Raw genomic sequence first — 25,691 nt, 5'->3', positions numbered from 1 at the left:
TAAGAGTGCGGATCTAACGATTACATAAAGGAATCTAGTGAAAAACCCTTTGCTTCAAACCCTCGTCTTAAGCGAAGAATGGCTTGGGAATGGATTTGCGAGATTCTCCCCTTCGTCAGGTTTAAAACTTCTGCAATTTCTACTTGTGTTAATCCTTCATAATATAACAACGAGATGACTAACTTTTCCTTCTCCGGCATTTTATCAATACTCGCAGCAATCAGCTTGCGGAATTCAGCCATTTGCATTTGCTGTTCTTGGGAGACTGATTGACCATCCTTAATTTGGTCGACACGGCTTTGCTGCTTGCCTTCCTCATCATTCCCACCAACTGGTTCATTCAATGATACGAGCGTCGAGACGGATAAAGCCGCCATTGCCTGTTCAACCTCTTCTAGAGGCATATCTAAGAATTGGCTAAGCTCTGCTTCCGATGGTGATCTCATTAAGGATTGCTCCAGCTGACGATAGGCGTTATTTAATTGTTTCGCCTTATCACGTAAGCCTCTTGGCACCCAGTCAAGCTTACGGATTCCATCGAGCATGGCCCCCTTAATCCGCCACAATCCATACGTCTCAAATTGATATCCTTTATTATAATCAAATTTTTGGATGGCTTCCATTAAACCAATATAGCCTAACCCAATTAAATCCTCTTTGGGAATAATCCGCCCGGGGATACTTTGGCTCATGCGATTGGCCATTTGCTCAACAAGATGGGCAAACTGTTTGACAAGATATTCCTGTGAATGTGAATCTTGGTTTTCACGATACTTTTTCCAGATAAGATTATGCGGAATCGTTTCTTTGATAGCAGGTCTCAAGCGTTATCCCTCCTGATTTTTCGGTTATCAACAGTTTAATGCGAGATTTGTTTAGGCTCATTTTCGTTCACCCCGTGATGTATAGCACCAAGTGGAATCGATTGAAACGATGGTTGATCCTTTGAGACCTTTTCGCCTTGATGACTCTGTTCAACTTGCTGTTTCCCTATCCTATTTGTCATGTCAGTTTGATCAAGATCAGGATTTTTCTTAGCAATGTTTTGATACATTCCAAGGCGCACCATGTAGCCTAACAGGAAAAAGAGAAGAAAACCGAATCCTGCTCTGATCAATGATGTTTGCCATGTGTTATTAACCATTGAAAAAAGAAAGGTAAACAGGAACGCGAAAAATCCCAATAGAACATTCACACGCCAGCTTGCAGCCATATCGTTCCCTCCCTTACTAACTATTTACCAAGTAAAAAAATTTTTTCAAAAAAACCACGGATTCCTTTTGGGGAACTTGTAGCCATATCTTCCATTTCCGGCAAATAGGCTTGGACGATTTGCTTAATGTTTCTAGCTGCTTCACAGTTCGGATAGGAAAGATAAAAAGGCATTTGTGCACGAACTGAGTTTCGAACATGGACATCCTCCATCACAAAGCCGAGGGTCCCCAAACTTATTTTTAAAAACTGACTACAGGCATTTTTCATTGCTCTAGACGTCTCGACAGCTTCTCGATAGTTTTGAGCACGATTAACTACTAGACGAAACCTTGGAATTTGTTTCGTATATTGCAGAACTGTTTTAATAACGGCATAAGAATCAGCCATGGCTGTAGGTTCTGGAGTTGTTACCACGATGGTTTCATCTGAAGCAATGATAAAATCAACCAATTCCTTATAAATTCCAGCACCGGTGTCAAGTAAGATAAAATCAGCATAGCTTTGCAATGCCTGGATTTGACTCCAAAAAAAGGCAAGCATTCGTTCATCTAACTGTAATAGATCTTCTACTTCAAGTCCCCCGGCAATATACTCAATTCCACCTATGCCTTTTTCCAATACATCCCAAATATATTTCCGTTGACGAAGGACATCTGCCAAAGTAAACCGAGGCGTTACCCCCATAAGAATATTGATATTGGCAGTCGACAAATCCACATCGAGGACAACCACCTTTTTCCCTGCTGCGATTAAGCCAAGTGCAAAGTTAAGGCTGAAATTTGACTTTCCTACCCCTCCTTTACCACTCGTAATCGTGATCACACGTGCCGAATGAGTTCCATCTGGCTGCTTGGGGATAGGTTCCTGCTGTTGCTCCTGCTGGCCATTAAATCGAAGCATATATTCTCGTAAACTTTGTGCCTGATCCATATTATTGATCCTCTCCTAGCAGATACCTCGTCAGCATGCCGGCATCGATCGGAATAATATCTTCCGGAACACTTTGGCCATTGGTGATATAGGCTAATTGATAAGGATATTGGTAGGCGATATTTAAAATCGAACCATAGCTTGAGGTTTCATCAAATTTTGTTAAAATCAATTTTTGAATCGGGCTGTCCAAAAATTCATTCAATAATAGTTGCAAATCCTCGTACTTCGTTGTCAAACTTAATACTAAATAATTTTCACTCTTAATCGGGTGATGAATAAATTCATGGATCGTTTCCCGATTTTTGATTTCTTTATAGTTACGACCGGTCGTGTCCATATAGATAAGGTCATAGTGTTCAAGCTTCTTCAATGTACTTTCTAGTTCATTCGCCGAACGGACCACTTCAATCGGTACATTCAAGATGGCCGCATAGGTTTTCAATTGTTCAACAGCTGCAATCCGATAAACGTCAGTCGTAATCATCGCCACACGGCGTTTTTGCTTCAATACTTGTTCTGTGGCTAACTTCGCAATCGATGTCGTTTTTCCAACCCCTGTTGGACCAATCACATTGATCATGCGAGTTTGTTCCTCAACAGTATTATTTTTCACAATCCGCATCTCAAACATATTGGTCACAATCGAAAAGACTTCCTGCTTTATCACGTTGTCATCCAAGTCTTGAATGGACTCATGCTTTTTCAAGACCGCATTGACCATATGTTCAATAATGTCAGCATTGACACCCTGTTGCTTCATACGATTGACCCACTTCGTTAAGCCAGGAGGCAAGTGATTTTCCTGTTGCTCATTCATCATGAAGTTCATCATCATTTTTCGCATATGCTTGATTTCGTTCAGCAAGGTTTCATCGTTTCCCGTCCCTCTTGCTGGCTCAAGTACCGGTCTTGTTGGCTCTATGACCGATCTTACTGGCTCCCTTGCTGGTTTCGCAGGTTCCACCGCTGCTTTGTCTATATCAGCCGGCGTTTGCGAATAGTATTGATAAAGCTGTTGCGGTTTCTTATGAAAGCCGGAATTAGTCGGTTCCTCTTCCTTCGGCGTTATCGAAACTTGTTTCTCTAAGTAATTCAGCTCAATTTTTTCTTTTAGTTCCTTGGCAAAGGTTGGCGGCTCTGGATTGGCCTGCTCTTTATCAACCGAATAAGCTGTCACTTCATATTTTTGTTTCGTAAATAAACCAAATAGCCCGCCCGTTTTAATCGTCCTTGTATTCACGATAATGGCATTATCCCCTAACTGCTGCCGAACCATTTTTAAGGCAAGGGGCATTGTTTCTGCTATGATTTTCTTGGTTTTCATATGTTCACCACTCCAATACTTTGGATCTCAATATCCGGCTCCAATTCTGTGTAAGAAAGAACTGGGACAGTCGGCAAAACTTTATCGACAAACTGCTTCAAGTACATGCGAATCGATGGCGATGTTAAGAAGATTGGCTGACCGCCAGCCTTCAGCACATGCTCAATTTCAGTTTTTAGCTGTTCTGTAATTTTGCGCGACATTTGCGGATCCATCGATAAGTAGTACATACCTGTTTCCGCCTGCTGGATACTATCGGAAATCCCTTTTTCTAAGGTTGCCCCAGCAGTCAAGACATGAATCACACCTTCGTCTGCATATTGTTCAGTAATTTGTCGTGTCAGTGACTGACGGACATATTCGGTTAAAACCCGAGGTTCCTTCGTATAGGATGCGTAATCTGCCAATGTTTCAAAAATAGACGCAAGATCGCGGATGGAAATTTGTTCACGTAGTAGGTTTTGTAATACCTTCTGAATATCTCCAACCGTTAACAAGTTAGGCACCAGTTCATCCACCAAGTTCGGATGCGTTTCTTTCAGATTATCAATTAATTCCTTCGCTTCTTCTCGACGAAGTAATTGGTGCGCATATTGCTTCAATACCTCAGTTAAATGCGTGGCAATCACCGATGGAGGGTCGACAATCATATAGCCTAAGAGCTCAGCTCTTTGTTTCGCTTCCATGCTCACCCAAACAGCTGGCAAGCCAAACGATGGCTCAATCACTTGAATTCCCTCAATTCCATCGGCATCGGCCCCTTGATTCATGGCCAGAAAATGATCTAGAAAAACTTCACCAGAAGCAATTCGATTTCCACGGAATTTTAATGAATATTGATTGGGTGGCAGCTGTAAATTATCACGAATCCGGATCGTTGGAATCACCAGTCCTAATTCCAGCGCAAATTGGCGTCGTATCATCACAATCCGGTCGAGGATGTCGCCACCTTGTTTTTGGTCAGCTAACGGAATAAGACCATAACCAATCTCTAATTCCAACGTATCCACTTGGAGCAGGTTGATAACCTTTTCCGGACTTCGAAGATCATCCTCGACACTCTCCATTTCCTCTTGTTCACTGAGGAGCTCTTCTTTTTTCGTATTTTTACTTATAGTAAAAGCACTAAAGGCCAAAATCCCAGCGACAGGAACAGTTAGGACAAGTCCAATCGGGGTTAATAAACCAAAAATAAAGATCGTTCCGGCTACAATATAAAGCAATTTAGGATAGTTAAAAATTTGCCCGATAATATCGGTCCCTAAATTTCCTTCAGATGCGGCACGTGTTACTGTAATACCAGTGGCTGTTGAAATAAGCAAGGCTGGGACCTGGGAGACCAAGCCATCCCCTACTGATAAAAGGGTAAAGGTACTCGCAGCTTCTGCAAAACCCATGCCGTGAATCGCCATCCCGATTGCGAATCCACCAATAACGTTAATAAGGAGGATGATAATTCCCGCAATCGCATCCCCTTTCACAAACTTACTGGCACCATCCATCGCACCGTAAAAGTCTGATTCCATTTCGACCTTCTTGCGTCGTGCCCTGGCATCTTGTTCACTAATTAAGCCGGCGTTCATATCGGCGTCAATACTCATTTGCTTACCAGGCATGGCATCCAATGTGAATCGTGCGGCAACTTCCGCCACCCGTTCCGATCCCTTGGTGATAACCAAAAATTGGATTACAACGAGGATGAGGAAGACAACGAAACCGACTACCGGACTGCCGCCGATTACAAATGAACCAAACGTTTCGATGACATGTCCACCATCGGCATTTGACAAGATCGAGCGAGTCGTTGAAACGTTTAGAGCAAGTCGGAATAAAGTGGTCAAAAGAATCGCCGTTGGAAAAATAGAGAACTCCAGCGGTTCCTTCGTATTCATCGCCACCAATAAGATCATCAGTGAGACAGAAATATTACAAATCAACAGAAAATCCAATAATAAAAGTGGCATTGGAATGATCATCATTGCCACAATTAATATCACTACAAATAACACGGAAATATCTTTTGCCCTCATGACATCATCCCCTTATACCGACCTTCTTGGAAGTAGACAAACGCTAAAATTTCACCGACAGCATTAAACATATCCTCAGGAATCGGTTCGCCGATTTCCACTGCAGCAAATAAGGCACGTGCTACTGGTCTATTTTCAACCGTCATTATTTTATGTTCCTTTGCAATTTCTTTAATTTTTAAGGCCACATGATCCTGACCCTTTGCGATGACGATAGGTGAATCCATGGTATTAAAATCATAACGGATCGCGACAGCGAAATGAGTAGGGTTGGTAATAACGACATCGGCTTTTGGTACTTCCTGCATCATCCGATTCATCGACATCTCCCGCTGCTTGGCCCGTCTTTGACCCTTAATATGTGGATCCCCTTCTTGTTTTTTATATTCATCTTTAATGTCCTGTTTCGACATTTTCAGTTTTTTTTCATATTCATATTTCTGGTATAAATAATCAGCGGCCGCAATCACTGCTAAGCAGGCCGCAGCAGCAAGACCAATTTGAATGATCAATGAACCTATAAATCTTGCAGAATCAAAAATACTTTTCTGCCCAATCAACAGTAACTCTTCTTTTTTCTTCCAAATCACGAAAAAAACAATCAGGCCTGTTAGGATTATTTTCAATAAAGATTTAAATAATTCGACTAGTGACCGCAGTGAAAACATGTTTTTCAACCCTGATAATGGGTTCATCTTACTAAAGCTAAATTTCAACGGATTTAACATAAAACCAACCTGGGCAAAATTGGCCACCAGCCCAGCAATCAATGCAATTCCTAGCAATGGCGCGACCAATTTAGCCGCATCAAACACTAACTGATTAAAAAGCACCCTGGTGTTCGCTTCGGTAAGATCCCAGAGCATATATTCTTGGAAGGAGCGACGATAAATCGAAATGCACCCCTCCACTAACGTCTTTCCGCCTATCATCAAAAAGGAAAAGGAAAGTAACAGCGTCAACGCAGAGGAAACCTCCATGCTCTTGACAACCTGTCCCTTTTTTTTAGCTTCCCGGCGTTTGTTAGGGGTCGCTTTTTCAGTTTTTTCACCAGAAAATAATTGTAAATCTAAACGAAGCAGCATGCTTATGCCCCCATTATTTTCATGATTGATGACATGGACCCAAACATGGTTTCAAATAAGATATTTAACAAATAGATAAAGCTTGGTAATAGAAACATATAGAGCACAAAGTAGAGCATAATTTTAAGCGGCGGCGCAATTGATAAGATGTTCAATTGCGGCACCGTCCGCGACAGAATGCCAATCGCGATATCGACGATAAACATCGTTCCTGTAATCGGCGCAGCCATTAGAAATCCAATCATAAACATCTGCTTCACACTTTCTAGCACAAACGAAGACAGACGCCCGTCCGTCCAATCAGGGATTAGTGACTGGAGTGAAATCCAATCGAAGCTTGCTAAAACCCCCTGGATTAAGAGATGATGGCCATTAATCGATAGTAAAACCAAAATAGCTAAGATATTTTTAAACCGTCCTGTTAGTTGTGTACTCGTTTGAAAGGTTGGATCAAACATCGTAGCCATCGCAAAACCAATTTGCAGATCAATCAGTGCCCCGGCCATTTGGACAGAGTAAAACAAAATACTAGCCACTAGACCAAGGACAATCCCCACTAAAAATTCCTTTAGAATTAAGACCATTAACATCCATTGTGATAACGACTCAATCGGTTCATCAACCACTCCTGCACAAAGGAAACTTAGGGCCACACTCAAACCAACTTTATATTGGTTGGGAATTTGCCGACCCGAAAACAGGGGCGCTGACACCATAAAAGACGAGATTCTAACAAAGATAAGTAAGGCACTTAACCAAAAAGAGATATCCATAGCGCTCACCTAACCCACAAATTGGGACAGGTTTCCCAATAAGCTTTGGGTAAATTCAACGACATGCCGGAGCATCCATGGTCCAAAAAAGAGGATTGATAGAAATACGGCGACAATTTTTGGGACAAAAGCAAGTGTCTGTTCTTGAATTTGCGTCGCCGCTTGAAAGATACTCACCACTAAACCAATGATGAGAGCGATCCCCACAACGGGTGCAATAACGATTAAGATCGTATAGATGGATTCTTGAGCAATCCGTAAGACCATTTCCGTGGTCATGAACAACACTCCTTTAGAAACTCACCAGTAACGATTGGACAATCAAATTCCAACCATCTACTAAAATGAATAAGAGGATTTTAAATGGCAATGAGATCATAACCGGTGGCAGCATCATCATCCCCATTGACATCAAGACACTTGAAACAATCATATCGATCACAAGAAACGGGATAAAGATCATGAATCCCATTTGAAAGGCAGTCTTCAATTCACTAATGGCATAGGCAGGAATTAACGCCTTCAGTGGAATATCATCCACTTCCTTAGGCTTATCTAACTTGGCATAATCGAGAAACAATGATAAATCCTTCTCCCGTGTATGCTTTGCCATGAATTCCTTTAAGGGCTTACTCGCTGAAGTAAAGGCTTCTTTCTGGGAGATCTCACCAGCCATATATGGTTTTAATGCTGTTTGATTCATCTCCGAAAAAGTCGGTGCCATGACAAAAAATGTCATAAATAGCGCTAACCCGACCATCACCTGATTCGGTGGAATTTGCTGTGTTCCTAAGGCATTCCGAACAAATCCTAATACGACAATAATCCGCGTAAAGCAAGTCATTAATACTAAGATGGCAGGGGCAATCGAGAGAATCGTAATCAAAATAATAATTTGCAGGGAGTTGGATACACCTTCTGGATCAGATGATCCTAAATCAATGCCTGGTATGATCGATGTCGTCGGTTCAGCTGCGAACGCAGTCGTCACGATTCCCAGTGTTAGAAAGGGAATAAAAATAGCCAATTTTTTAAGCATCGAACTACTCCTCTCCATTGTCTTTCTTCATCGATTTAAGGTGTTTTCCAAAAATGGAATTCCAATTCATTTTCGAATCGAGATTTAACCAGTTAGGTGTCTGCGTCTCACCTTGGTTTTCAATGTTTTCCAGCAAGTACTTATATTCTTCACCTTGTGAAATCGTTCGGATCAATGTTACGGTTTCCCCGACGCCGACGATATAAATTGTTTGACCAATGAGCAAAACCTGTAAGGAGCGATTATTTCCCAAGGTGTGACTACCGATGGGTAGAACGGGTCCATTCGATTGCATCATCCGGTTCCGTTTCGAAAGGAATCGCATCAATAAATACAAGAGAACAATGACAAGGGCAAAGGAAAAGATAAATTTTAGAAATAAGGGAAATATGGTGGGTGACTGACTATCCTCAACATTCTTAGAAGGAGTTGAATCCTGTTTATCTCCATTTTGGATAGTATCATAGACCGAAGAATCGCCTGCCGCTTTGGAACCAGCAGCAAAGGCAGTGGGCATATTCGAACACAGGTAAAAAAACACGATACATACTAGTGTGAGGCGTTTCATAATTTTCTCCTTCCTTGGAGTTAGCTCTATTAGTTTAAACTTGCTGTGATTTTGGCGGCTAAGTTAGCATCATTTTGGGCGATTACAGTTAAAATTTGCGAACGGCTGCTTGTGTTGACACTTTTCAATAAATTGATGGCGACTTGTTCATTTGTTCCCATCATCGTGTGAATAATCTGCGCAGATTGTGCGGCTGGCATGCCAGCAATGGTTTCTGCGAGTGTGTCGGTAGGCGTTTGTTGTCCTTGAACGATCTCACTGACCTGAGCTTTCAGTGCAGAAGAATCCAACTCGTCAAGTCCAGCCATTTCTTTTAAAACCATCGTCATTTGCGCGGCCTTTTTGGCATCCTTCATGCTTCCTAAAATACTGCTTTGCAGATTTTGTGGCAGCTGGGATAGCGTAATTGAAGCATCCTCAATCGACATCGTCTCAAACATGGCAGCGGCTTTTGAAGGAGTAATATTCGCATAAATGTTCGCTATTTGTTTCAATTGTTCCTGAGCCTTTTTCTCTTGTTTTTCATCAACTTGCTGTTCTAAAGAATGATTGGCTTGTTTTAGATCATTTACGTTTTTTTGTGTATTATCTAGTTGTTCCTTTAATTGGGTAAGCTGGAGCTCCTTATCCTTTAAATCAGCTTGACTTGAGTTGTATTTTTCTTCCCATTCGCTTTCAGTCGTCCCGCCCTCTGCTTTATTTGCTTTGGTTACATCAGGGTCTGGAATGATCATATTTAACACAGGAACCTTATTGCCCCACTTTTGAGCTGTTTCCCATACAGATATACCTAAAAAATTTAATAAAAAAATAATAAAGATGGCGGTAATAATAATTGGAATTCCAAAGTACTTTAGCGATTTAGCCATACCATTTTGTTTTTCTGCCATTGTTTCTCGCTCCTATACTCTTCGTGAATAGCGGAGGACAGCCATTTCATCCAAAAATGCCTGTTCTTTTTGATCAATCTGCTTTTGAAAGGCATCTTTTGATTTTGTCATCCATTGATTCCACATTTTTGCTTCCTGCGATTTCTCTAACAGCACCTGCTGCTTCTGTTCCACTTCCTGATGCAGTTGCTGTTTTTGATTTGCTAACCATCTCATCTGTTGATTAACATGTTCGATTTCCTGTTGATAATCCAACATTTCGGAAACTGTTTTTTTATCAACCATATTGTATTGGGCGAACACCTTGTCCTTCGTCAATTCCAATCCATCCATCTTTTCCTGCAGTTCTAATTGGCGGAGCTTCACCGTGCCATACTCTTGTTGAGCAATATCCTTTTCTTTTTCTTTCACATCAAGTACTTTTTGAAAAGAAAACTTAAATTTCATCGCAACATCGCTCCAAACTGTTGAATTAAAGTGGACCTGGTCTCGTCTAATGGCGAAGCTTCATAAATCCCTTGTCGTAAAAAGGCATCCATTTGCGGTTTGAGCCTTGTTGCCATGTCAATTTCACGATTTGAGCCTTTTTTATAGGCCCCAATATTTATTAAGTCCTCAGCCTCGTTATAGGAAGCTAAATATTTTTTAAAATTTCGTGCGGCCAGTAAATGCTCATCTGAGGTAATCTCTGTCATGACCCGGCTTGCACTGTTTAACACGTCAATGGCTGGAAAAATTCCTTTGCCGCCAATTGCACGATTGAGGACAATATGTCCATCCAAAATGCCCCGAGCGGCATCCGCAATCGGCTCGTTCATATCATCTCCATCAACAAGAACAGTATAAATAGCAGATATTGACCCTTTTGGTCCCGTACCAGCCCGTTCTAATAATTGTGGAAGCATCGCAAATACCGATGGTGTATAACCTTTCGTGGTTGGCGGTTCTCCGATTGCCAAGCCCACTTCTCGTTGTGCCATGGCAAAACGAGTCACGGAATCCATCACGAGCATAACGTCTTTACCCTGGTCGCGAAAATATTCAGCAATCGACGTTGCCGTTAGCGCACCTTTAATACGAATTAATGCTGGTTGATCGGATGTAGCTACAATGACGACCGATTTTTTCAAGCCTTCCTCACCTAAGTTTTGCTCTAAGAAATCGAGAACCTCACGACCACGCTCACCAATTAAGGCAATCACGTTCACATCAGCGGTGGTATTACGCGAAATCATCCCAAGCAGCGTACTTTTACCGACCCCACTCCCAGCAAAAATCCCCATCCTTTGTCCTTTACCCATCGTTAACAGACCATCGATGGTCCGCACACCAACGCTCAATGGTGTATGAATGCGCGGTCTCGTGAGCGGATTTGGTGGAGAAGCGTGTGTAGGTACATCCTCTAGCCCCAATGGCAATGGTTTCCCATCGATTGGCTGGCCTAAGCCATCTAAAATCCGGCCCAACAATTGATTCCCGGCTTTTACCATCATTGGTTTTCCGCTAGCGACGACATCACAACCAGGGCCAATTGCCCGAACTTCACCAAGTGGCATGAGCAGGACTTTGTTTTCTCTGATGCCGACAACCTCCGCTTGAATCGGTATTTGTGAATTGGATGGATAGATCGAACAAAGTTCACCAATCCGTACGTCCGGACCTTGCGATTCAATTGTCAGCCCAATGATTTGCGTGATCTTTCCATTCACTCGGACAGGATCCATATTCCGAATCAACCCGAGATACTTTTCAGCTGATAGTTCCATCATCTGGATTCCTTCCCGCTTCTAAAATGACCTTCTTGATCTCCTCAATTTGCGTATCAATTCTCGCATCCACACTGCCGTAGGCTGTTCGGATAATACATCCCTCAGGCGTTACAGAATGGTCAGGAATTACTTTGATTTCCGTTTCTCCATTTACTACTGCAACAAGATGAGACCGTTGTGATTGAACAAACTCAAAATCGTCTGGGTGCACACAAACGGTAATAAATTCTTTTTCTTTAAAACGGAGAATATGCTGTTTAATCAGCTCAACGAATTGGTCAGGATGACTCTTTAATTCCTGACGAACAATCTGCGCGGCAATGGCGGTTGATAATTCCAGTAAAAACGGCTCTGCCTCCGCAATAATCGCTTCCTTCTGGGCATAGCCCTGTTCTAACAACTGTTGTACTTGGTCAATTTTTGCTTGATAGGTTTGGTGAATTTCTTCGGTTGCTTCTTGCTTCCCTACTTTAAAGCCGTCATGATACCCTTGTTGTTTCGCTTCTTCCGTGACAGCAGTCAACTTTTGCTCATTTTCCTGCCACCATTGATTGATTTTTTCTTGTGCAGCTGCCTCAATTGTTCGAGCATTCTGTTCAGCTTGGACAAGTAATGCTTGTGCTTTTGCTTCTGTCTCTTCCATTATTCGGTTGATCTGATGAAGACTTTTTCCATCTCCTTCATCTGAAGTAATATTTGGGTCATCAGACTGTTCGGAGTTTGGACGAAATGGTGGCGTGATGACCTTTACTTCGTCCAATACCGAAACATGTGAAGCCTTGAATACCTTAGAATAGGATTTCATCATTACCACCTCGAGCAATGACAATCTCACCAGCATCCTCTAAACGGCGGATAATCGAAACGATTCTGCCTTGCGCATCCTCGACATCTTTGACTCTAACAGGGCCAAGATACTGCATTTCTTGTTCGAAGGTTTCCACCATACGCTGGGACATGTTTTCGAAAATAACCTTTTTGACTTCCGGACTGGAGGCCTTCATGGCAAGCATAAGGTCCTGATTTTCTACTTCTTGGATCACACGCTGAATCGCACGACGATCAAGACTGATAATATCCTCAAAGACAAACATCCGCTTTTTAATTTCATCGACCAAATCATGATCATTGTTTTCCAAATGTTCGAGAATACTTTTCTCTGTCCCGCGATCCACTCCATTCAGGATGCTGACAATGGAATCAATCCCACCGACAACACTATAATCTTGACGGATTGTCGCAGATAATTTTTGTTCAAGAATGTGTTCTACTTCTTTAATCACATCCGGTGACGCTTGTTCTAACAAGGCAATTCGGCGAGCAACATCTGACTGAAGCTCGTCTGGAAGTGACGATATAATCATCGAAGCCTGGCTTGGCTCTAAATGGGCCAAAACTAAAGCAATCGTTTGAGGGTGTTCATTTTGTAAGAAATGATAAATTTGCATAGCATCAATGCGCCGCGCAAAATCAAATGGTTTCACTTGCAGTTGTGAAGTTAAGCGATGAATAATTTCTTTCGCCCGATCTTTGCCAACAGCAGATTCGAGCACGTCTTGTGCGTAACCAATTCCTCCCATTGCCAAATAATCAGAGGCGATGCACATTTCATGAAATTCCTTCAATACTTCTTCTTTTTCCTTGGGATCGACCTTATGAATACTCGCGATCGCCAAGGTGAGCTGTTCTAGCTCCTCATCTGGTAAATGCTTAAATATTTTTGAGGAAGCATCTTTTCCCATTGAAATAAGCAAAATCGCTGCTTTTTGTCTACCTGTCAACTTTAATGCCGTTACCAAAGGAATCACCCCTCCTCTTCATTTAGCCAGGTTCGAATTACTTTTGAGAAATCCTCCGGTCTTTGATCAAGTAATTTCTTCAATTGTTTTTCAACCGTCAGATCCTGCTCTTCGAAATAATCCGGTTCTTTGGATACTGGTGCAAATACGTCATCCTCATCCATATCGGCTTCGTCACGTTTTTTGCGTCGAACTAAGAATAAAACCAAGCCGCCAATCAACAACGCGCCTAACGCTGCCGCACCAGCAATAAGCATCCAGTTGTTAGCTGGCTTAGTTTCATTAGCCGCTGGATTTTCAGCAAACGAATGCGGGAAAATTGTGATGCGCTGGTCAATTTCATCCTGTGTTAAATCAGGATGACCGAGCGCAGTCCGAACTGTATTTGATACGATATTACGAATATTATCCTGCGTTTCTTGCGGTAACTTTTTCGTTTTTGAATCAGATTCAACGCCAACATTGATGGTAATATCATCAATTTGATATGGACTTTTAATAATCTCATTATTAATGCGATTGACTTCATAATTTACACGATCTTGTGTTTCCTCGTAGGTACTGTCTCCACCAGAGGCATCGCCCGTATAACCAGGAACGTCGGTTTCACCTGTACCTACCACTCCACCAGAACTAGAACCAGATCCTGTCGAAGACGTCGCGCTTTTTTCGGAACTTATGACAATTCCATTATTATTTTCATCAGTCGGCTTCACTAAGTTTTCTTGTGTTTTGACCTTATCAAAATTCATTTTGACAAAGGTATTCACATATACCTTGTCAGAACCAAGAATAGACCCTAATAAACTTTGCAGACTTTGTTGGATATCCTGCTGAATATCTTGTTGAATTTTGCGTTGCTCCGAATATTTGTCCAATGCCTGGTCTTCATCGTCGCTATCAAGTAATACCAGTGTTTCACTGTACTGATTCATAATGGTAATATTTTCAGTTGGTAAATTTGGTACACTGCGAGAAACTAATGTATAGAGTGCTCGAATTTGTTGTGAGGTCAGTTTCACACCAGACTCCACATCAACCACAACAGAAGCACTTGCTTTTTGTTCCTCATCCTGACGAACAAACACGGAATTTTCAGGTAAAGTCAAAATAACTTCTGCATTTTTGATGCCATCCACATTTTGGATGATTTCAGCAACCTGATTTTGCATGGCCTCCCGTTCAAGGATGTCATACTGGCGGTCCGTTGCACCAAAGGTTAAATTTTGACTAAACACATCGTAATTAATCTTGTTATCTTTCGGATAGCCTTCCGAGGCAAGACTAACAAGTAAATCCGGCGCTTCCTTACGCGGAACAAGCAGCATTGTCCCATTATCTGATATTTTATATGAGGTAAAACCCTGTTTATCCAATTCTGCTTTAATGTCTCCCACTTCTCGCTGTGTCAATTGGCCGGTATAGAGTGGCACATATTGGGGGCGAGAAGCAATAAAGATAAATATGGAAAGAGCGGCCACAATAAATAAGAAGGTTCCAATCATGAACCCCTTTTGTTTCTTGCTGCGTGCTCTCCAATAATCACCGGAGCGCTCTTTTATGTTTTTGATTTGATCTATCCATGATCGATTCATTTCTCACCCTGCCTAGCTTCCGACATACTTTAGAATTGCATCCGCATTATTTCTTGATAGGACTCGACAGCCTTATCTCTAACCGTGACTGTAAGTTCTAAAGCTACCTTTGCCTTCTGCGAGGCAATCGTTACATCATGTATATTGTTTACTTCACCAGCTGCCACTTTAGCCGAAAGATTTGATGATTCCTTAACCGTATCATCAACATTCTGCAAATAGCCTTGAAGGACGTTTGCAAATGATGTTTTGGGTTGAGCTGTTTCCACTTTTTGAAATGGATTTTGATTTATTTTGATTGAACCGCTATTAATACCTGAAATATTCATCTAGTAACCTCCTAACGACCAATTTCTAATGCTTTCAACATCATCGATTTGCCTGTATTGAACGACGTAATGTTTGCTTCATATGCCCTTGATGCTGCTAGTAAGTCAACCATTTCTTTTGATAAATCAACATTTGGCATCATTACATTCCCATCCGCATCTGCATCCGGGTGGGTCGGGTCATAAACCGTCTTAAAGGGTGTCTGGTCTTCGACAATTCCAGTTACTCTAACCCCTTGATTTTGTGAGGATGGTTGTGTCTGTTTTTCCATTTGATTTTGAAGGACTTGATTAAAGGCTGTCTCTCTCGGTTCCATGACAACCATTTTACGGCGATAAGGTTCCCATTTTCCATTCACATACGAACCTCTCGTCGATTCAGCATTAGAAATATTGGAGGAAACGACATCCATTCGTAAACGCTGGGCAGTCAAGGCTGATGCACTTATATTTAATGAATCAAACATCTTCCTTAACCCCTTCCTTTAATCGCAATCGATAAATTTTCAAACTCACTATTGATTTGTTGTGTGAGCGTATAATACCACAAGGAGTTTTTCCCCATATTCGTCATTTCGGCATCTACGTCGACATTGTTGCCGTTGTTTTGCATAACAGTATTGGTATCCTCTACGGTTCTTGCAACTGGAAGACTCCCGGCTTGACCAATGACGACATGGCGATTATCAGTCCGGTTTCCAACAAATTTTGATTGATTTGCTAATTGCTGTTTTAATATATCCTCAAATACCACTTGTTTTCCTTTATACCCAGGGGTTTCGGAATTGGCAATATTATTTGAAATTGCCTGCTGACGCAGACTCGATGCATCGAGTGCAGATTGTAAGAGTCCAATAGTGTTCAAGATGATTCTCCACCTTTCGTGTATTTGTTTTGATTAAATTTGAAGAACATCAAATAAAAACACACTTTATCAATATACTATAAAAACAGGGAATTAATCTATACTATTTTTCACGTGTAATAATTTGATCAAGAATTCCGATACAATCAAACAAGAGTATTGGATTGTAACTGTTGATAATACTTTGTCACACCGGTCACCCAATGGTTATTTAAACCTGTTGGATCGTTAGACGCGCCGATCGGAGCATATTTATTACCAATTTCTCCTATCGTTGCTAATCCTTTACCAAGATAATTTTTACTTAAATTTCGTGCCATGTCACTAATACTGTCTTCTACCGAGGAATAGGATTTCAAGCCGTTAATCCCCATCATACCAGCAACATTATTTTTTTCATAAGCCGCTCGTGATTTCCCATTTCCCGTTTCATGTTGGGCAACCGCTGCAAGTAAGGATGGATCAATATTGTACTGCTTTCCAGCGGAAATAAATACATGCCCCATCCCTGTTAATTTTCCATTAAGTTTTTGATTTAATTGGTCTGCAGTGATTGATTGAAAACGTAATGAATCTGAAGATCCAACAGAATTATAAGACATCTCTTCCAGTAGGTTCGGCATCGAATTGCTAAGCGTCGAATTAATGGCAGAAAAAGAGTTTGTCTGGGTTGGGCTGCTCGCTTGTACCCCTATTCCTTCCAAAAGTTGATTGAGAACATTGGCAAATAGATTTTCGGAGTCATTTTGGTTGCTCACTAATTGCGAACGAAGTTTTTCAGTTCGAGACAGTGTATTAATTAACATGGTCTTCGTAAACCAATCATCACCATTTATCAATGAAATCATCCTTTCTTATATCTGATGACTCCCTAATGTTTAATAAAGGGAAAAATTCAGAATTTGTAGTACGTTCTGCTCCAGTTATATCGTTCCTTCTATCATTCTCGTAATATCGTAAATATATTCGTCCGGGATTCTTGATACATATGAAAGTTTACCGTTTTCTATGGTAGCCTCTACTAAAACAATTGTATTGGGATCCTGCTCTTTTTTTAATGCTAGAATTTGTTTTTCTTTATATACCACGTTCTTCACCATGAAAAAGGTATCCCTTATGGGTACATCAATGGTAATCTTAATCGGTTTCATAAAGAAGGGGCGCTTATTTTTATAATCCAAAAAGTGATAAACATTCCCTTTTTTTCGCTGATCCAGTATATTTTCCTGATGAATCATTCATTTCTCCCTCTCCACAATCGTAAAATTATATTCGACAAGCTCAAAATTTCAAAAAGAGAAAAAAAAAGTCCCTTCATCGAATAGGTGACTTTTTACGGTACCTTCTTCGGTAATCCGGCTGCCATAGTCTTCATGACCTTAGGCCCGTGACTTTGCGTCCCTGAATTTCTACAGGTTTGCGATTTACGGAAGTATTGTGGCGTCGAAATCATTCACACGTCAATTGCTTCATACTATTATATTACACGTTTCGACATGATTTTCAATATGATTCACCGAATTTCCATCTAGTTGTTTTTACCTATTTTTCATAAATTATCACAATATAGGCCTAAAGACATAAAAAAAATGCGTCCTGCCGCAGTTTCCCTCCGGTCGAACGCATTACTTTTTCCGTTATTTGGTAGTATCGATGTAAGCACCATTTATTTGTTTAACATATGGATTGAATTTCCTGGATATATCTCTTTTCACTTTAATTTGTTGTAAAAGCTTCCCTGTTTTTCCTAACAACTCCTTTAGTTGAGGATGCGTCTGCTGATCTAGTCGAAGCGTTTCTTCGAGCATTCGCTTTGCTGTTGGTGAATATTGTGCATTAGGGTCATTTTCCTTTAAGGAATCAACCTGCGCCATTAAGGTGTTCCGTTCAGTCAAATATTTTTCCAACTCATCTATATTTTCTTCTGTAACCGCACGGGTCATTTCGACGGTCAGTTGATAAATTGATTTGATTAATTCATCCATTATGATCCCAGACCTTAACCTTGTGTTTTCGCAGTTTTCATTGCCGTTGACCATGTCTCTGTCAGTTCAACCGCAAATCCTTCTACTTCTTCTAATATTTCGATTTGCTTATGAAGATTGGCCTCAATTAATCGACTCTTCATGTAATCATATAATTGGCGCAAGTTATCTGAAATACCATAGCCCTCTTTTAAGGTTATGATTAATTCACTCAAAATATCCTGTGCTCTAAGATTATAGGTATGACTTTCTTGAAGGTTCTTATTTTCGATTGCCTGTTTAGACAAGCGGATAAATTTCACCAATCCTTGATATAACATATAGGTTAAATCTTCTGGTTTAGAAGTTGTTACCGCTTGTTTTTGATAAGTTTGATACGGATTTCTTATAGTCATGTTTGAGTACTCCCTTCACCATTCATTGTTACTTTTCATTATCGGATATACTGAAAAATAGTTAAGGAAATATCAAAAATTGTTTGTTGTTCCTATCAAAATTCAGTCTGCCGCACCAACCTTTTAACTGCCAACTTGGAGGACCACGCCAGAGCCATCTACGAGGTAATTCAGGCGTTGATTATATGACTTCAAATTCTGGATTTTAGCGGCATCCCCTAATTGACTAAAGGCTGCTATTTCCTTTGCCAGTTTAGCAATCTCCGACTTTAATTCATTATTGCGTTTTCGTTCTTCCATGAGCTGTTGCTCCTTTTGGGCCAACTTATCGCGCAATGCTTTTTTTTCACCATTGATTTCCGATTTCATCGTTTCGATTTGTTGCACTGCCTCTTGGTTGTGGAGGGCCAAATTGGTAAGTTGGTATAGGCTCCTAAGAAGTTCATGGAGATTGATTCCAGGTAATTGTTGAACGTTTGTAATAAGACCGGAGAGGATATCTAATAAATCATCGCCTTGTTCTGGTTCCGATTGATTTACTGGGAGCGCTGGTGTCAAATCTTCCACTGTCTCTGTAGCTAGAACAGGCACATTCTTATGAGCAATTGTAGTAAATTGGTAACCGGTTTGCGGCGTCTTATCCTTCGTCTTAACTATCGTATAATATTTGTAATTAACAGACTGATAGCCACGATTTAATAATTGAGCAACTTCCTCTAAAATTTCAGTTATATTTAATACGCCTTCATCTTGACGTTCTTGGATATATTGAAACATGAATTGTATTTCATTATTCGTCCATTTGCGATTAATTTTTTTTGATTCACGTGATGATTGTTTAGCCTCGTTTTCGTTATTGATGGCCAACATCATTAAATGGTTATAATAAAAAACTAATGTACCCGGATTCAACCGGTGGTTCATTTCCAATTCCTGAATGTAAGCTTCTTCTATTTTTCCAGCTTGGTGATTGTTTAACGCTTCTTTCATCTCAAATAGTGCGGATTTTAAACTCATTTTTACTGCCTCCTATTATATTTAGAAATAAACGTATCGATCAAACACTAGTAAGTCTGATGTATGTTGAAAATGAATTTGGTTTAAATGTCATTATAATTTTGATCCGACTGTTCATCAAATAATACGAACCTATGGTGATTTTTTTGAGTATACCTTTAAAATTAATTCTATAAGTTAATTATACTAACTATGTAAAGAATTGTAAAATTATTATTTGAATTTTTTAAAAGTTAGTTTTATCGTATTTGTTACGTGTTTGATGTGATGATTTAACTGTTGAGAATAGACCATTTCTACCATCTTGATGGATGTATACAGAAATATTTAAAAGTCCCTCTTTTTATAAAAAGAGGGACTGATCCTGTTTTGAGTTATTTTTAAGATGGCTTTACTGCTTCTCTTTTAAACGTATTTGCCGTTGTTTTTCAAAACAAAATTGGATGATTTTCATTTGATCTCGCTTATGTAATTCCGTAAACTCGATAGCTACTTGTTTTCGTTCTTTTTCTTGTGCTATGCTAACTCGCTTGATTTGGCCTTTAAAGAGAATCGGAAGGTTTTCTCTCTTTTGAGTACTCGGGATGACCAATGTACCCGAAATCTCCTCTCCTTCTTTAAGATCCAAGTCGACCACACAAGAGAACAATAAGCCGCCAGCACTGATATTAATGGTATGAAGCTCTTTGTCATCTAGAAGCAGACTCAAATTTGTTCGTACCCGGAAATTTTCTCGATCTTGAACCTTGATGATTTCTTTTTCTGAGGGCTTCGAAATTCGGAATAACGGCATATTGTCGTTTTTTTTGCCAATAATTTCTGTTTTAAATTTATATTTATTGTCATTCGCAAAAAAAGTAAGATCCACTTTTGTGCCTTCAGGTAACATGCCATAAATATTTCGATCCATCGGAAAACCGATTAAGATTTCCTTCTCACCTACTTCAGCAATAATGGAACGGGTTGTTTTGTCTGCGCTATGTATATCGATCATGATGTTTTGATTGACTTTTGGAAACATAATATCCCCCTTCTACTCTTGATCTTTCAAAAAATGATGAAAATAATGATGACGAAAAGGACAAACAAAAAGGGCTTGTTAGGCCCGGAAAAAATTTAGCGGAGGAAATCCACTAATGAAGGTTGAATGATTCGAGCACCGACAGATAATGCCGCCGTTTGCACATTTTCCTGTGCCTTCAAATCCATGATCACTTTAGCGATATCTACGTCTTCTTCTTTTGTTAGAAGACTTGTCGTCGAAAGCTCTAACCCTTCAAGTCGTGAAACACTTAACTCCATCCGATTCGTTCGGGCCCCCAGTTCAGCGCGTTCCTTTAAGATATTATCCATCTGACTGTCTAATTCTGCTAAGTGGTCATTTGTGCTAGGTTCAGTAGAAGCGAAATTGGCGGCGATATCATTCAGAACCGTAAAAATACTACCCACTTTTGAATTATTAAAGACATCCGTACCGAGGACATTGATTTGAACATTGCTGTTTTGCCCCACTTGGAGTTCAAGCATTCCTTCATTTGCATTTGTAAACTGATTTGTTTCCGTGTTATAAGGAGGATTTTTTACATCCGTCCCGGCAAAGATGTATTTGCCAGCAATTTGCGTATTGGCAATTTCCCCTAAATGATTACTTAATTGCTTGATTTCTTCGGCGATTGCGGTACGATCTTCCGGATTATTCGTTCCGTTTTGACCTTGTACCGTCAGCTCCCTTACACGCTGCAGGACCGAGGTTACTTCATCAAGGGCGGAATCAGTACTCTCCATCCACGAGAGTCCGTCATCGGCATTTCGTTTATATTGGTCAATTTCATTTAAGGAAGATCGATAAAACATACCACGTACCGCTGAAACAGGATCATCAGATGGTTTATTGACTTTTTTACCTGAAGAGGCTTGATCCTGGTACTTCTCCATTGCTTTATTCGTCCGTGATAGATTAAATAACAAATTTTGTGTCAGCATACTTTGCGTAACTCTTGTGCTCATACAATCCCTCCTTTTCTTACAGTCCTACTCGGCCCATGCCATTAATTACTTTGTCCAAGCATTCATCAATGGAAGTCATTACACGAGCTGATGCGTTATACGCTTGTTGAAACTTAATCATATTAGCCATTTCCTCATCCAGTGAAACGGCTGAGACCGATTGGCGGCGATTTTCCACTTGGTTCACAATCACTTCAGAGTTGTCATGCATTCGTTGCGCTTGTTGAGAATCAATCCCGAGCTGTGCGACAATGTTCCGGAAGTAATCATCCATTGTTGAAGTCGTCCCATTGAAGGACAAATTATTATCAAATTTGATATTAGCGATGGCTTTGGCATTTTCGCCATTCCCTGACGAAGAATTACCGGCTGTTCCCTCTTCGGTAGCAGCAGCGATTAAATCCAGTGATTTCAGGATTTCCGCATTTACGTTTAGGTCCTTTGCGGTTGTACCTGTAAAGAAATCAACTTTGATGTCTGATTCTCCACTAATATTTTTCAAGTTGAGCCCTTGTTTATGAATCTCATTAATTGAATCAGCAAATACCTTTGCTAATGTATCGATTTTTTGAATAAAATCAGGAATTGTGCCGCCATCTTCAACGGTTCCATACGATTCAATCCGTCCTAATAGCTCCCCAGCTTCTAAACTAACTTGCTGGTCACCAATCTTAATCGAATCCTTCTTAACCAACCCGCTCGTATCGTCAAATTCAACTGTTAGCGAATTAGCTGTTTTACCAGTAACGAGAACAGCGTTACCCACGGTGACATCGACCATTCCATTTTTACCATTTGCGACCTTCACATTGACTAGTTTGGAAAGTTGATCAATCAAAACATCACGTTGATCATACAAATCATTCGGTTCATAGTTATTGGGCACTAACCGAGAAATTTGATCGTTTAGACTGCCAATTTGTGCTGCGAGTGAATTTACTTCACTCGTTTTGGTCTGAATGACATTTTTCAAATCCGTTTGCGTCTGCTCTAACGAAGTCGAAAGGTATTGAAAGGTTTCTGCTACTGCCACACCTTTTTGACTTACAATCGCACGTGACGCCGCACTTTCTGGATTTTTCTCAAGCTCCTGCCAGCTTTTCCAGAATTCGTCCATAACATAGGCTAAGCCGTTATCTGATGGTTCATTAAATATTTCTTCGACCTTACTAAGCGTATCACTTTTTGCTTCGTAGTAGCCGAGGTTTTTGTTTTCATTGCGGATTTGAACGTCTAAGTAATCTTCGCGTAAGCGAACGACCTTAGAGACGTCAACACCCGTCCCTAATTGATATGCGTTCGACCCAGGTATAGAAATAGCAGATGTAGCTTGCATCTCTACTCGTTGCCTTGTATATCCAGTTGTATTGGCATTGGAGATATTTTGACCGGTCGTGGCCAACGCTGCCTGTTGGGCAGCAAGTCCCCGCTTCGCTACTTCCAAACCATGGAAGGTAGAAACCATCCTGATCCCTCCTATTCTCTTTCCATTCTCTATATTTTGGCATCCAATAAGTTGGAATAACGTTTTCCTGATTTTGGACCATAACCAAACTCTGGTTCCTTTTGAACATGCAATCCAATCGTGTATTGGATATAGGATAGCGATGTTTGCAGCAATTGTTGGTTGGTTTCGTTCATGAGGGAGATTTCATCGATCACTCCACGAAGGATTTTCGCAAGATTCGTTAAAGCCGCCTTATTCGAGCCACCCTTTTGAGTGTTGATCACTTCGTCAAGGGTAAAGGCATCACCTGTGATCCCCTGCTCCGCCATATATTCTTTTACGATTTGTTGTCGCTGCTGTTCGAGCTTTTGTATTTCGTCCGCACATACTGTTTCCTGATAGATCAAGTTTTGCAGTCCTGCCGCCGAGCCATCGACCAACAGTTCTCGTTTCTGTTTGACGAGTTCAAGTAATTTTAAATGGGCATCCAGCATCATTTCGAGTGTCTCAGTCATTTTGTTTAGGGATTCCATTTGCATGTCTCCTAGTTGGATTGATTACTCCAAAAATTGATAAGCTTATCTGCGACTTTGCTGCTGTCGACTTGATACGTACCGTTCGCAATTTGCTGTTTCAATTCCTGTACACGCTGTGAGCGTTGTGTTTGTTCAGAGGCAAGAGCCTGTGAGATTTCCCGGCCGCGGGCTGATATTTTTACTTCTTCAGAAGTGGTTGTTTTTTTAGTTGGTTGATTGTTGTTTGTCCGATTTTGTTGACTTTGGTAGGAATAAAGACCATATCGATTATCATTAATTCGCATGATTGTTCCCTCCTATTCCTTTTTTCTTTATTAGTATTATCGGCCAGTTCAAAAAAAAGTTTAGGCAAAAAACAAAAGAAACTTATAAAATTAATGGCTTTGTTAATGTTGCCCGTTGATTTCCGCTCCAGGCGCTCGCTTTCCGCGGGCAGTCCGGGAGCCTCCTCGGCGCAAGCGCCTGTGGGGTCTCCCAAGACTTGCTTTTCCCGCAGGAGTCGAGCGCCTTACGCTCCAATCAACTTAGTGCGCTAAATCTACATTCATTTTTAATTAGTAAAATAAATAGTCAATTTTCGACAGTCTGTTATATTGTAACAAATAAATGTTCTTTTTTCATTATGATTTGGTTTCCTAATGACTAGACAAAAAAACAACGGTTGGAGTGTGATTTGGACGCCATGCCGTTGCTTGATTTGCTGATTATGAATTTTGATTTACGTTTGTGCCGATGAAGTCTATTTGTAGGGACTGCATTTGCTTTAGGTAGACTTCTGTTTTACCTGGGGTGTAGTTATGGGTCGGGCGATGTTGGGTAGAGTCGATTGTTGCGCCGCCCTGTTTCCAGTTGATATGTACTTCGGTTGGTGTAAACTGAATTTTTACAGAGCCAGGACTTGGGATAAAGGCGATATTGATTTTTGCTGGTTCTGGATTAGCCTTTTGGGCGACAATGTCCATTAATGCATCACGTTTATTCGCTATTTTCGCTAATTGATCGCCTTCTTGGGCTATTTCAGCTACTGCCATTAGGGCTTCATTTTTCGCAAATTCAGCTTCATCCGCGATTAATGTAGGGATACTTTTGAAACCTAACTCACCCCAAGCTTGCTCTTGATCAATAATTAGTTGTGAGGGCGTCCGATCAATTTCCATTTGTGCGGGAGTCTGCTGAATCGATAAGTCTGCTGGTTGTTGCTCGATTTCTTGATTTGGCTGCGTCGTACGCAACCCAATTTGTGCATAAGTTTGCTGTAAGCGAATTTGTGGGAGCTGCATGGTGCACCGCCTTCGAAAAAATAATCTGTTTACGCCTTTTTATCAAATAGTAGTCCCATGTATTCTTCCATCGCCGCATACATATCGAGCAGTTTTTTTGGTGGAATTTCCTTGACCACTTCATTGGTGGTATCATCGACAATGGCGACATAGTATTTTTGCAAATCTTCATGGTATTGAAATTTCAAATGAGTATTCGAGGCTTTTAAAAACTCGTTCATGCTTTCGATGACTTTTTCGGTTTTTTCCTTTGTTATTGGTTGCTGTGGCAGTTCTTGTTGTTCCGCTGATTTCTCTCTGATTTTGGGTGTACTAGCGATCTGGCCCACTTGTTCTACCGGTTTCACAGGCAGATCGGTGGCAGAATTTGTCGGTAACACCTTATCCAACATGAGTATTTCCCCTTTCACACAATCTTCTTACTATAATAATCGGAAGAAAGGAGAAAATGTTTAGGCAGAATACTTAAAAGTGGTTGAATCAATTACCCCTTTATATCGATGTTTCCACCAAGATGGGGCTGGGCTGCACTTTGCATTGCTTGTATATTTGCTTGCCCAAACATTTCGTTTAGAAAATCAGCATTTCCACCAACTTGATCCATTGCTTTTTTCATAACTAAGATTGACGCTTGTTCTTGGAGCTGTGATTGGTTTAAATGGATTGACATTTTCGAGATATCCATAAAAAAACATCCTTTCTTTCATGACTTTCCTTCATTACTAGGGGACTTTCATTCCAATTATTCCATTTAAGTTATCGGCAAAAGAATGCATTTGTTTAGAATTACGCTTTTTATAAAAAACGGAT

The 25,691-nt window shown here is 40.6% G+C and carries 32 protein-coding genes and 1 riboswitch; all 32 genes read right to left on the bottom strand.

The window, feature by feature from the left end; all coding sequences use genetic code 11:
- Positions 1-20: 20 nt before the first annotated feature.
- The 32 genes from TY15_RS06510 to TY15_RS06355 all read right to left on the bottom strand — a co-directional run bounded on the left by TY15_RS06510 (position 21) and on the right by TY15_RS06355 (position 25,566).
- A complete protein-coding gene (locus tag TY15_RS06510; RefSeq protein WP_042374207.1) occupies positions 21-824 on the bottom strand; it encodes a sigma-70 family RNA polymerase sigma factor in 804 nt (267 codons plus the stop codon).
- A 35-nt stretch (positions 825-859) separates the two neighbouring features.
- On the bottom strand, positions 860-1,213 hold the full coding sequence (locus tag TY15_RS23120) for a hypothetical protein (protein ID WP_052353717.1): 354 nt from the start codon (positions 1,211-1,213) through the stop codon (positions 860-862).
- Positions 1,214-1,233: 20 nt separating this feature from the next.
- Entirely contained in the window at positions 1,234-2,145 is a 912-nt protein-coding gene (locus tag TY15_RS06500; RefSeq protein ID WP_074432779.1) for a MinD/ParA family protein, read from the bottom strand.
- A gap of 1 nt (position 2,146) precedes the next feature.
- On the bottom strand, positions 2,147-3,472 hold the full coding sequence (gene flhF, locus TY15_RS06495; RefSeq protein WP_040209352.1) for a flagellar biosynthesis GTPase FlhF: 1,326 nt from the start codon (positions 3,470-3,472) through the stop codon (positions 2,147-2,149).
- A complete protein-coding gene (gene flhA, locus TY15_RS06490) occupies positions 3,469-5,502 on the bottom strand; it encodes a flagellar biosynthesis protein FlhA (protein WP_040209353.1) in 2,034 nt (677 codons plus the stop codon). The genes flhF and flhA overlap by 4 nt, the downstream gene beginning before the upstream one ends.
- Positions 5,499-6,587 carry a flagellar biosynthesis protein FlhB gene (gene flhB / locus TY15_RS06485; RefSeq protein ID WP_074432778.1) on the bottom strand — a complete coding sequence of 363 codons (1,089 nt, stop codon included), beginning with the start codon at positions 6,585-6,587 and terminating at the stop codon, positions 5,499-5,501. The genes flhA and flhB overlap by 4 nt, the downstream gene beginning before the upstream one ends.
- 2 nt (positions 6,588-6,589) lie before the next feature.
- Positions 6,590-7,360, bottom strand: coding sequence for a flagellar biosynthetic protein FliR (fliR, locus tag TY15_RS06480; protein WP_040209356.1), 771 nt, complete (start codon positions 7,358-7,360; stop codon positions 6,590-6,592).
- A 9-nt stretch (positions 7,361-7,369) separates the two neighbouring features.
- Complete coding sequence (gene fliQ / locus TY15_RS06475) at positions 7,370-7,639, bottom strand: flagellar biosynthesis protein FliQ (protein ID WP_040209358.1); 270 nt, start codon at positions 7,637-7,639, stop codon at positions 7,370-7,372.
- A 13-nt stretch (positions 7,640-7,652) separates the two neighbouring features.
- Positions 7,653-8,399 (bottom strand): flagellar type III secretion system pore protein FliP, encoded by a 747-nt coding sequence (fliP, locus tag TY15_RS06470; RefSeq protein ID WP_081799346.1) that lies wholly within the window; start codon positions 8,397-8,399, stop codon positions 7,653-7,655.
- A gap of 4 nt (positions 8,400-8,403) precedes the next feature.
- Complete coding sequence (locus TY15_RS23115) at positions 8,404-8,967, bottom strand: flagellar biosynthetic protein FliO (RefSeq protein ID WP_052353716.1); 564 nt, start codon at positions 8,965-8,967, stop codon at positions 8,404-8,406.
- Between the two features lie 29 nt (positions 8,968-8,996).
- Positions 8,997-9,857: a MotE family protein gene (locus TY15_RS06460; protein ID WP_040209361.1), complete on the bottom strand. Its 861-nt coding sequence runs from the start codon at positions 9,855-9,857 to the stop codon at positions 8,997-8,999.
- Between the two features lie 12 nt (positions 9,858-9,869).
- Positions 9,870-10,304, bottom strand: coding sequence for a flagellar export protein FliJ (fliJ, locus tag TY15_RS06455; RefSeq protein WP_040209362.1), 435 nt, complete (start codon positions 10,302-10,304; stop codon positions 9,870-9,872).
- Entirely contained in the window at positions 10,301-11,626 is a 1,326-nt protein-coding gene (gene fliI, locus TY15_RS06450) for a flagellar protein export ATPase FliI (RefSeq protein ID WP_040209363.1), read from the bottom strand. Before fliI ends, fliJ begins: the two co-directional genes overlap by 4 nt.
- A complete protein-coding gene (gene fliH, locus TY15_RS06445) occupies positions 11,607-12,431 on the bottom strand; it encodes a flagellar assembly protein FliH (protein WP_040209364.1) in 825 nt (274 codons plus the stop codon). Before fliH ends, fliI begins: the two co-directional genes overlap by 20 nt.
- The gene (gene fliG / locus TY15_RS06440; RefSeq protein ID WP_040209366.1) at positions 12,415-13,425 is read right to left on the bottom strand and encodes a flagellar motor switch protein FliG; all 1,011 of its coding nucleotides are present in this window, start codon (positions 13,423-13,425) and stop codon (positions 12,415-12,417) included. The genes fliH and fliG overlap by 17 nt, the downstream gene beginning before the upstream one ends.
- A 5-nt stretch (positions 13,426-13,430) precedes the next feature.
- Complete coding sequence (gene fliF / locus TY15_RS06435) at positions 13,431-15,020, bottom strand: flagellar basal-body MS-ring/collar protein FliF (protein WP_040209368.1); 1,590 nt, start codon at positions 15,018-15,020, stop codon at positions 13,431-13,433.
- Positions 15,021-15,049: 29 nt separating this feature from the next.
- Positions 15,050-15,349 (bottom strand): flagellar hook-basal body complex protein FliE, encoded by a 300-nt coding sequence (fliE, locus tag TY15_RS06430; RefSeq protein WP_042374204.1) that lies wholly within the window; start codon positions 15,347-15,349, stop codon positions 15,050-15,052.
- Between the two features lie 11 nt (positions 15,350-15,360).
- Positions 15,361-15,816 carry a flagellar basal body rod protein FlgC gene (gene flgC / locus TY15_RS06425; RefSeq protein WP_040209370.1) on the bottom strand — a complete coding sequence of 152 codons (456 nt, stop codon included), beginning with the start codon at positions 15,814-15,816 and terminating at the stop codon, positions 15,361-15,363.
- A gap of 5 nt (positions 15,817-15,821) precedes the next feature.
- Positions 15,822-16,214 carry a flagellar basal body rod protein FlgB gene (gene flgB / locus TY15_RS06420; protein WP_244440889.1) on the bottom strand — a complete coding sequence of 131 codons (393 nt, stop codon included), beginning with the start codon at positions 16,212-16,214 and terminating at the stop codon, positions 15,822-15,824.
- Between the two features lie 146 nt (positions 16,215-16,360).
- The gene (locus TY15_RS06415; RefSeq protein WP_052353715.1) at positions 16,361-17,053 is read right to left on the bottom strand and encodes a glucosaminidase domain-containing protein; all 693 of its coding nucleotides are present in this window, start codon (positions 17,051-17,053) and stop codon (positions 16,361-16,363) included.
- 84 nt (positions 17,054-17,137) lie between these two features.
- Entirely contained in the window at positions 17,138-17,452 is a 315-nt protein-coding gene (locus TY15_RS06410; RefSeq protein ID WP_040209373.1) for a hypothetical protein, read from the bottom strand.
- A gap of 108 nt (positions 17,453-17,560) precedes the next feature.
- Positions 17,561-17,646: riboswitch (cyclic di-GMP riboswitch) on the bottom strand.
- Between the two features lie 205 nt (positions 17,647-17,851).
- Positions 17,852-18,199, bottom strand: a complete 348-nt coding sequence (fliT, locus tag TY15_RS06405) for a flagellar protein FliT (RefSeq protein ID WP_040209374.1) — start codon at positions 18,197-18,199, stop codon at positions 17,852-17,854.
- 14 nt (positions 18,200-18,213) lie between these two features.
- Positions 18,214-18,594 (bottom strand): flagellar export chaperone FliS, encoded by a 381-nt coding sequence (gene fliS / locus TY15_RS06400; protein WP_198138233.1) that lies wholly within the window; start codon positions 18,592-18,594, stop codon positions 18,214-18,216.
- 123 nt (positions 18,595-18,717) lie between these two features.
- Positions 18,718-19,611, bottom strand: a complete 894-nt coding sequence (locus TY15_RS06395) for a hypothetical protein (protein WP_040209376.1) — start codon at positions 19,609-19,611, stop codon at positions 18,718-18,720.
- Between the two features lie 391 nt (positions 19,612-20,002).
- Entirely contained in the window at positions 20,003-20,632 is a 630-nt protein-coding gene (locus tag TY15_RS06390) for a flagellar brake protein (RefSeq protein WP_040209377.1), read from the bottom strand.
- Positions 20,633-20,727: 95 nt separating this feature from the next.
- The gene (gene flgL / locus TY15_RS06385; RefSeq protein ID WP_040209379.1) at positions 20,728-21,618 is read right to left on the bottom strand and encodes a flagellar hook-associated protein FlgL; all 891 of its coding nucleotides are present in this window, start codon (positions 21,616-21,618) and stop codon (positions 20,728-20,730) included.
- A 16-nt stretch (positions 21,619-21,634) separates the two neighbouring features.
- Positions 21,635-23,083, bottom strand: a complete 1,449-nt coding sequence (flgK, locus tag TY15_RS06380; RefSeq protein WP_040209380.1) for a flagellar hook-associated protein FlgK — start codon at positions 23,081-23,083, stop codon at positions 21,635-21,637.
- A 29-nt stretch (positions 23,084-23,112) separates the two neighbouring features.
- Positions 23,113-23,598, bottom strand: coding sequence for a flagellar protein FlgN (locus TY15_RS06375; RefSeq protein WP_040209382.1), 486 nt, complete (start codon positions 23,596-23,598; stop codon positions 23,113-23,115).
- A gap of 11 nt (positions 23,599-23,609) precedes the next feature.
- On the bottom strand, positions 23,610-23,885 hold the full coding sequence (gene flgM / locus TY15_RS06370; protein ID WP_040209383.1) for a flagellar biosynthesis anti-sigma factor FlgM: 276 nt from the start codon (positions 23,883-23,885) through the stop codon (positions 23,610-23,612).
- Between the two features lie 420 nt (positions 23,886-24,305).
- Entirely contained in the window at positions 24,306-24,881 is a 576-nt protein-coding gene (locus TY15_RS06365; protein ID WP_040209385.1) for a DUF6470 family protein, read from the bottom strand.
- Between the two features lie 29 nt (positions 24,882-24,910).
- Entirely contained in the window at positions 24,911-25,273 is a 363-nt protein-coding gene (gene flaG, locus TY15_RS06360) for a flagellar protein FlaG (protein WP_040209387.1), read from the bottom strand.
- Between the two features lie 92 nt (positions 25,274-25,365).
- Positions 25,366-25,566, bottom strand: a complete 201-nt coding sequence (locus TY15_RS06355; RefSeq protein ID WP_040209390.1) for a YjfB family protein — start codon at positions 25,564-25,566, stop codon at positions 25,366-25,368.
- Between the last annotated feature and the right edge of the window lie 125 nt (positions 25,567-25,691).

The sequence above is a fragment of the Neobacillus jeddahensis genome, assembly GCF_000612625.1.
In the GTDB taxonomy this organism is placed as follows: Bacteria; Bacillota; Bacilli; order Bacillales; family Cytobacillaceae; genus Neobacillus; species Neobacillus jeddahensis.
Note: the sequence above shows the minus strand (reverse complement) of the source record. Positions and strands in the feature narration are given on the sequence as shown.

Coding starts and splice junctions, on each gene's coding strand:
- TY15_RS06500 (WP_074432779.1), bottom strand. CDS start 2,145: ATGGATCAGGCACAAAGTTTACGAGAATATATGCTTCGATTTAATGGC.
- fliT (WP_040209374.1), bottom strand. CDS start 18,199: ATGGATGAATTAATCAAATCAATTTATCAACTGACCGTCGAAATGACC.
- TY15_RS06365 (WP_040209385.1), bottom strand. CDS start 24,881: ATGCAGCTCCCACAAATTCGCTTACAGCAAACTTATGCACAAATTGGG.
- TY15_RS06375 (WP_040209382.1), bottom strand. CDS start 23,598: ATGGAATCCCTAAACAAAATGACTGAGACACTCGAAATGATGCTGGAT.
- TY15_RS06410 (WP_040209373.1), bottom strand. CDS start 17,452: ATGATTCATCAGGAAAATATACTGGATCAGCGAAAAAAAGGGAATGTT.
- flhB (WP_074432778.1), bottom strand. CDS start 6,587: ATGCTGCTTCGTTTAGATTTACAATTATTTTCTGGTGAAAAAACTGAA.
- flgL (WP_040209379.1), bottom strand. CDS start 21,618: ATGAGCACAAGAGTTACGCAAAGTATGCTGACACAAAATTTGTTATTT.
- TY15_RS06395 (WP_040209376.1), bottom strand. CDS start 19,611: ATGAGTTTAAAATCCGCACTATTTGAGATGAAAGAAGCGTTAAACAAT.
- TY15_RS06355 (WP_040209390.1), bottom strand. CDS start 25,566: ATGGATATCTCGAAAATGTCAATCCATTTAAACCAATCACAGCTCCAA.
- flhF (WP_040209352.1), bottom strand. CDS start 3,472: ATGAAAACCAAGAAAATCATAGCAGAAACAATGCCCCTTGCCTTAAAA.
- flaG (WP_040209387.1), bottom strand. CDS start 25,273: ATGTTGGATAAGGTGTTACCGACAAATTCTGCCACCGATCTGCCTGTG.
- TY15_RS23120 (WP_052353717.1), bottom strand. CDS start 1,213: ATGGCTGCAAGCTGGCGTGTGAATGTTCTATTGGGATTTTTCGCGTTC.
- fliP (WP_081799346.1), bottom strand. CDS start 8,399: ATGCTTAAAAAATTGGCTATTTTTATTCCCTTTCTAACACTGGGAATC.
- fliF (WP_040209368.1), bottom strand. CDS start 15,020: ATGAATCGATCATGGATAGATCAAATCAAAAACATAAAAGAGCGCTCC.
- fliH (WP_040209364.1), bottom strand. CDS start 12,431: ATGAAATCCTATTCTAAGGTATTCAAGGCTTCACATGTTTCGGTATTG.
- TY15_RS23115 (WP_052353716.1), bottom strand. CDS start 8,967: ATGAAACGCCTCACACTAGTATGTATCGTGTTTTTTTACCTGTGTTCG.
- fliJ (WP_040209362.1), bottom strand. CDS start 10,304: ATGAAATTTAAGTTTTCTTTTCAAAAAGTACTTGATGTGAAAGAAAAA.
- flgC (WP_040209370.1), bottom strand. CDS start 15,816: ATGTTTGATTCATTAAATATAAGTGCATCAGCCTTGACTGCCCAGCGT.
- fliQ (WP_040209358.1), bottom strand. CDS start 7,639: ATGACCACGGAAATGGTCTTACGGATTGCTCAAGAATCCATCTATACG.
- fliI (WP_040209363.1), bottom strand. CDS start 11,626: ATGATGGAACTATCAGCTGAAAAGTATCTCGGGTTGATTCGGAATATG.
- fliS (WP_198138233.1), bottom strand. CDS start 18,594: ATGACTATAAGAAATCCGTATCAAACTTATCAAAAACAAGCGGTAACA.
- TY15_RS06460 (WP_040209361.1), bottom strand. CDS start 9,857: ATGGCAGAAAAACAAAATGGTATGGCTAAATCGCTAAAGTACTTTGGA.
- flhA (WP_040209353.1), bottom strand. CDS start 5,502: ATGAGGGCAAAAGATATTTCCGTGTTATTTGTAGTGATATTAATTGTG.
- fliR (WP_040209356.1), bottom strand. CDS start 7,360: ATGGATATCTCTTTTTGGTTAAGTGCCTTACTTATCTTTGTTAGAATC.
- TY15_RS06390 (WP_040209377.1), bottom strand. CDS start 20,632: ATGTTTCCAAAAGTCAATCAAAACATCATGATCGATATACATAGCGCA.
- flgM (WP_040209383.1), bottom strand. CDS start 23,885: ATGCGAATTAATGATAATCGATATGGTCTTTATTCCTACCAAAGTCAA.
- fliE (WP_042374204.1), bottom strand. CDS start 15,349: ATGAATATTTCAGGTATTAATAGCGGTTCAATCAAAATAAATCAAAAT.
- flgK (WP_040209380.1), bottom strand. CDS start 23,083: ATGGTTTCTACCTTCCATGGTTTGGAAGTAGCGAAGCGGGGACTTGCT.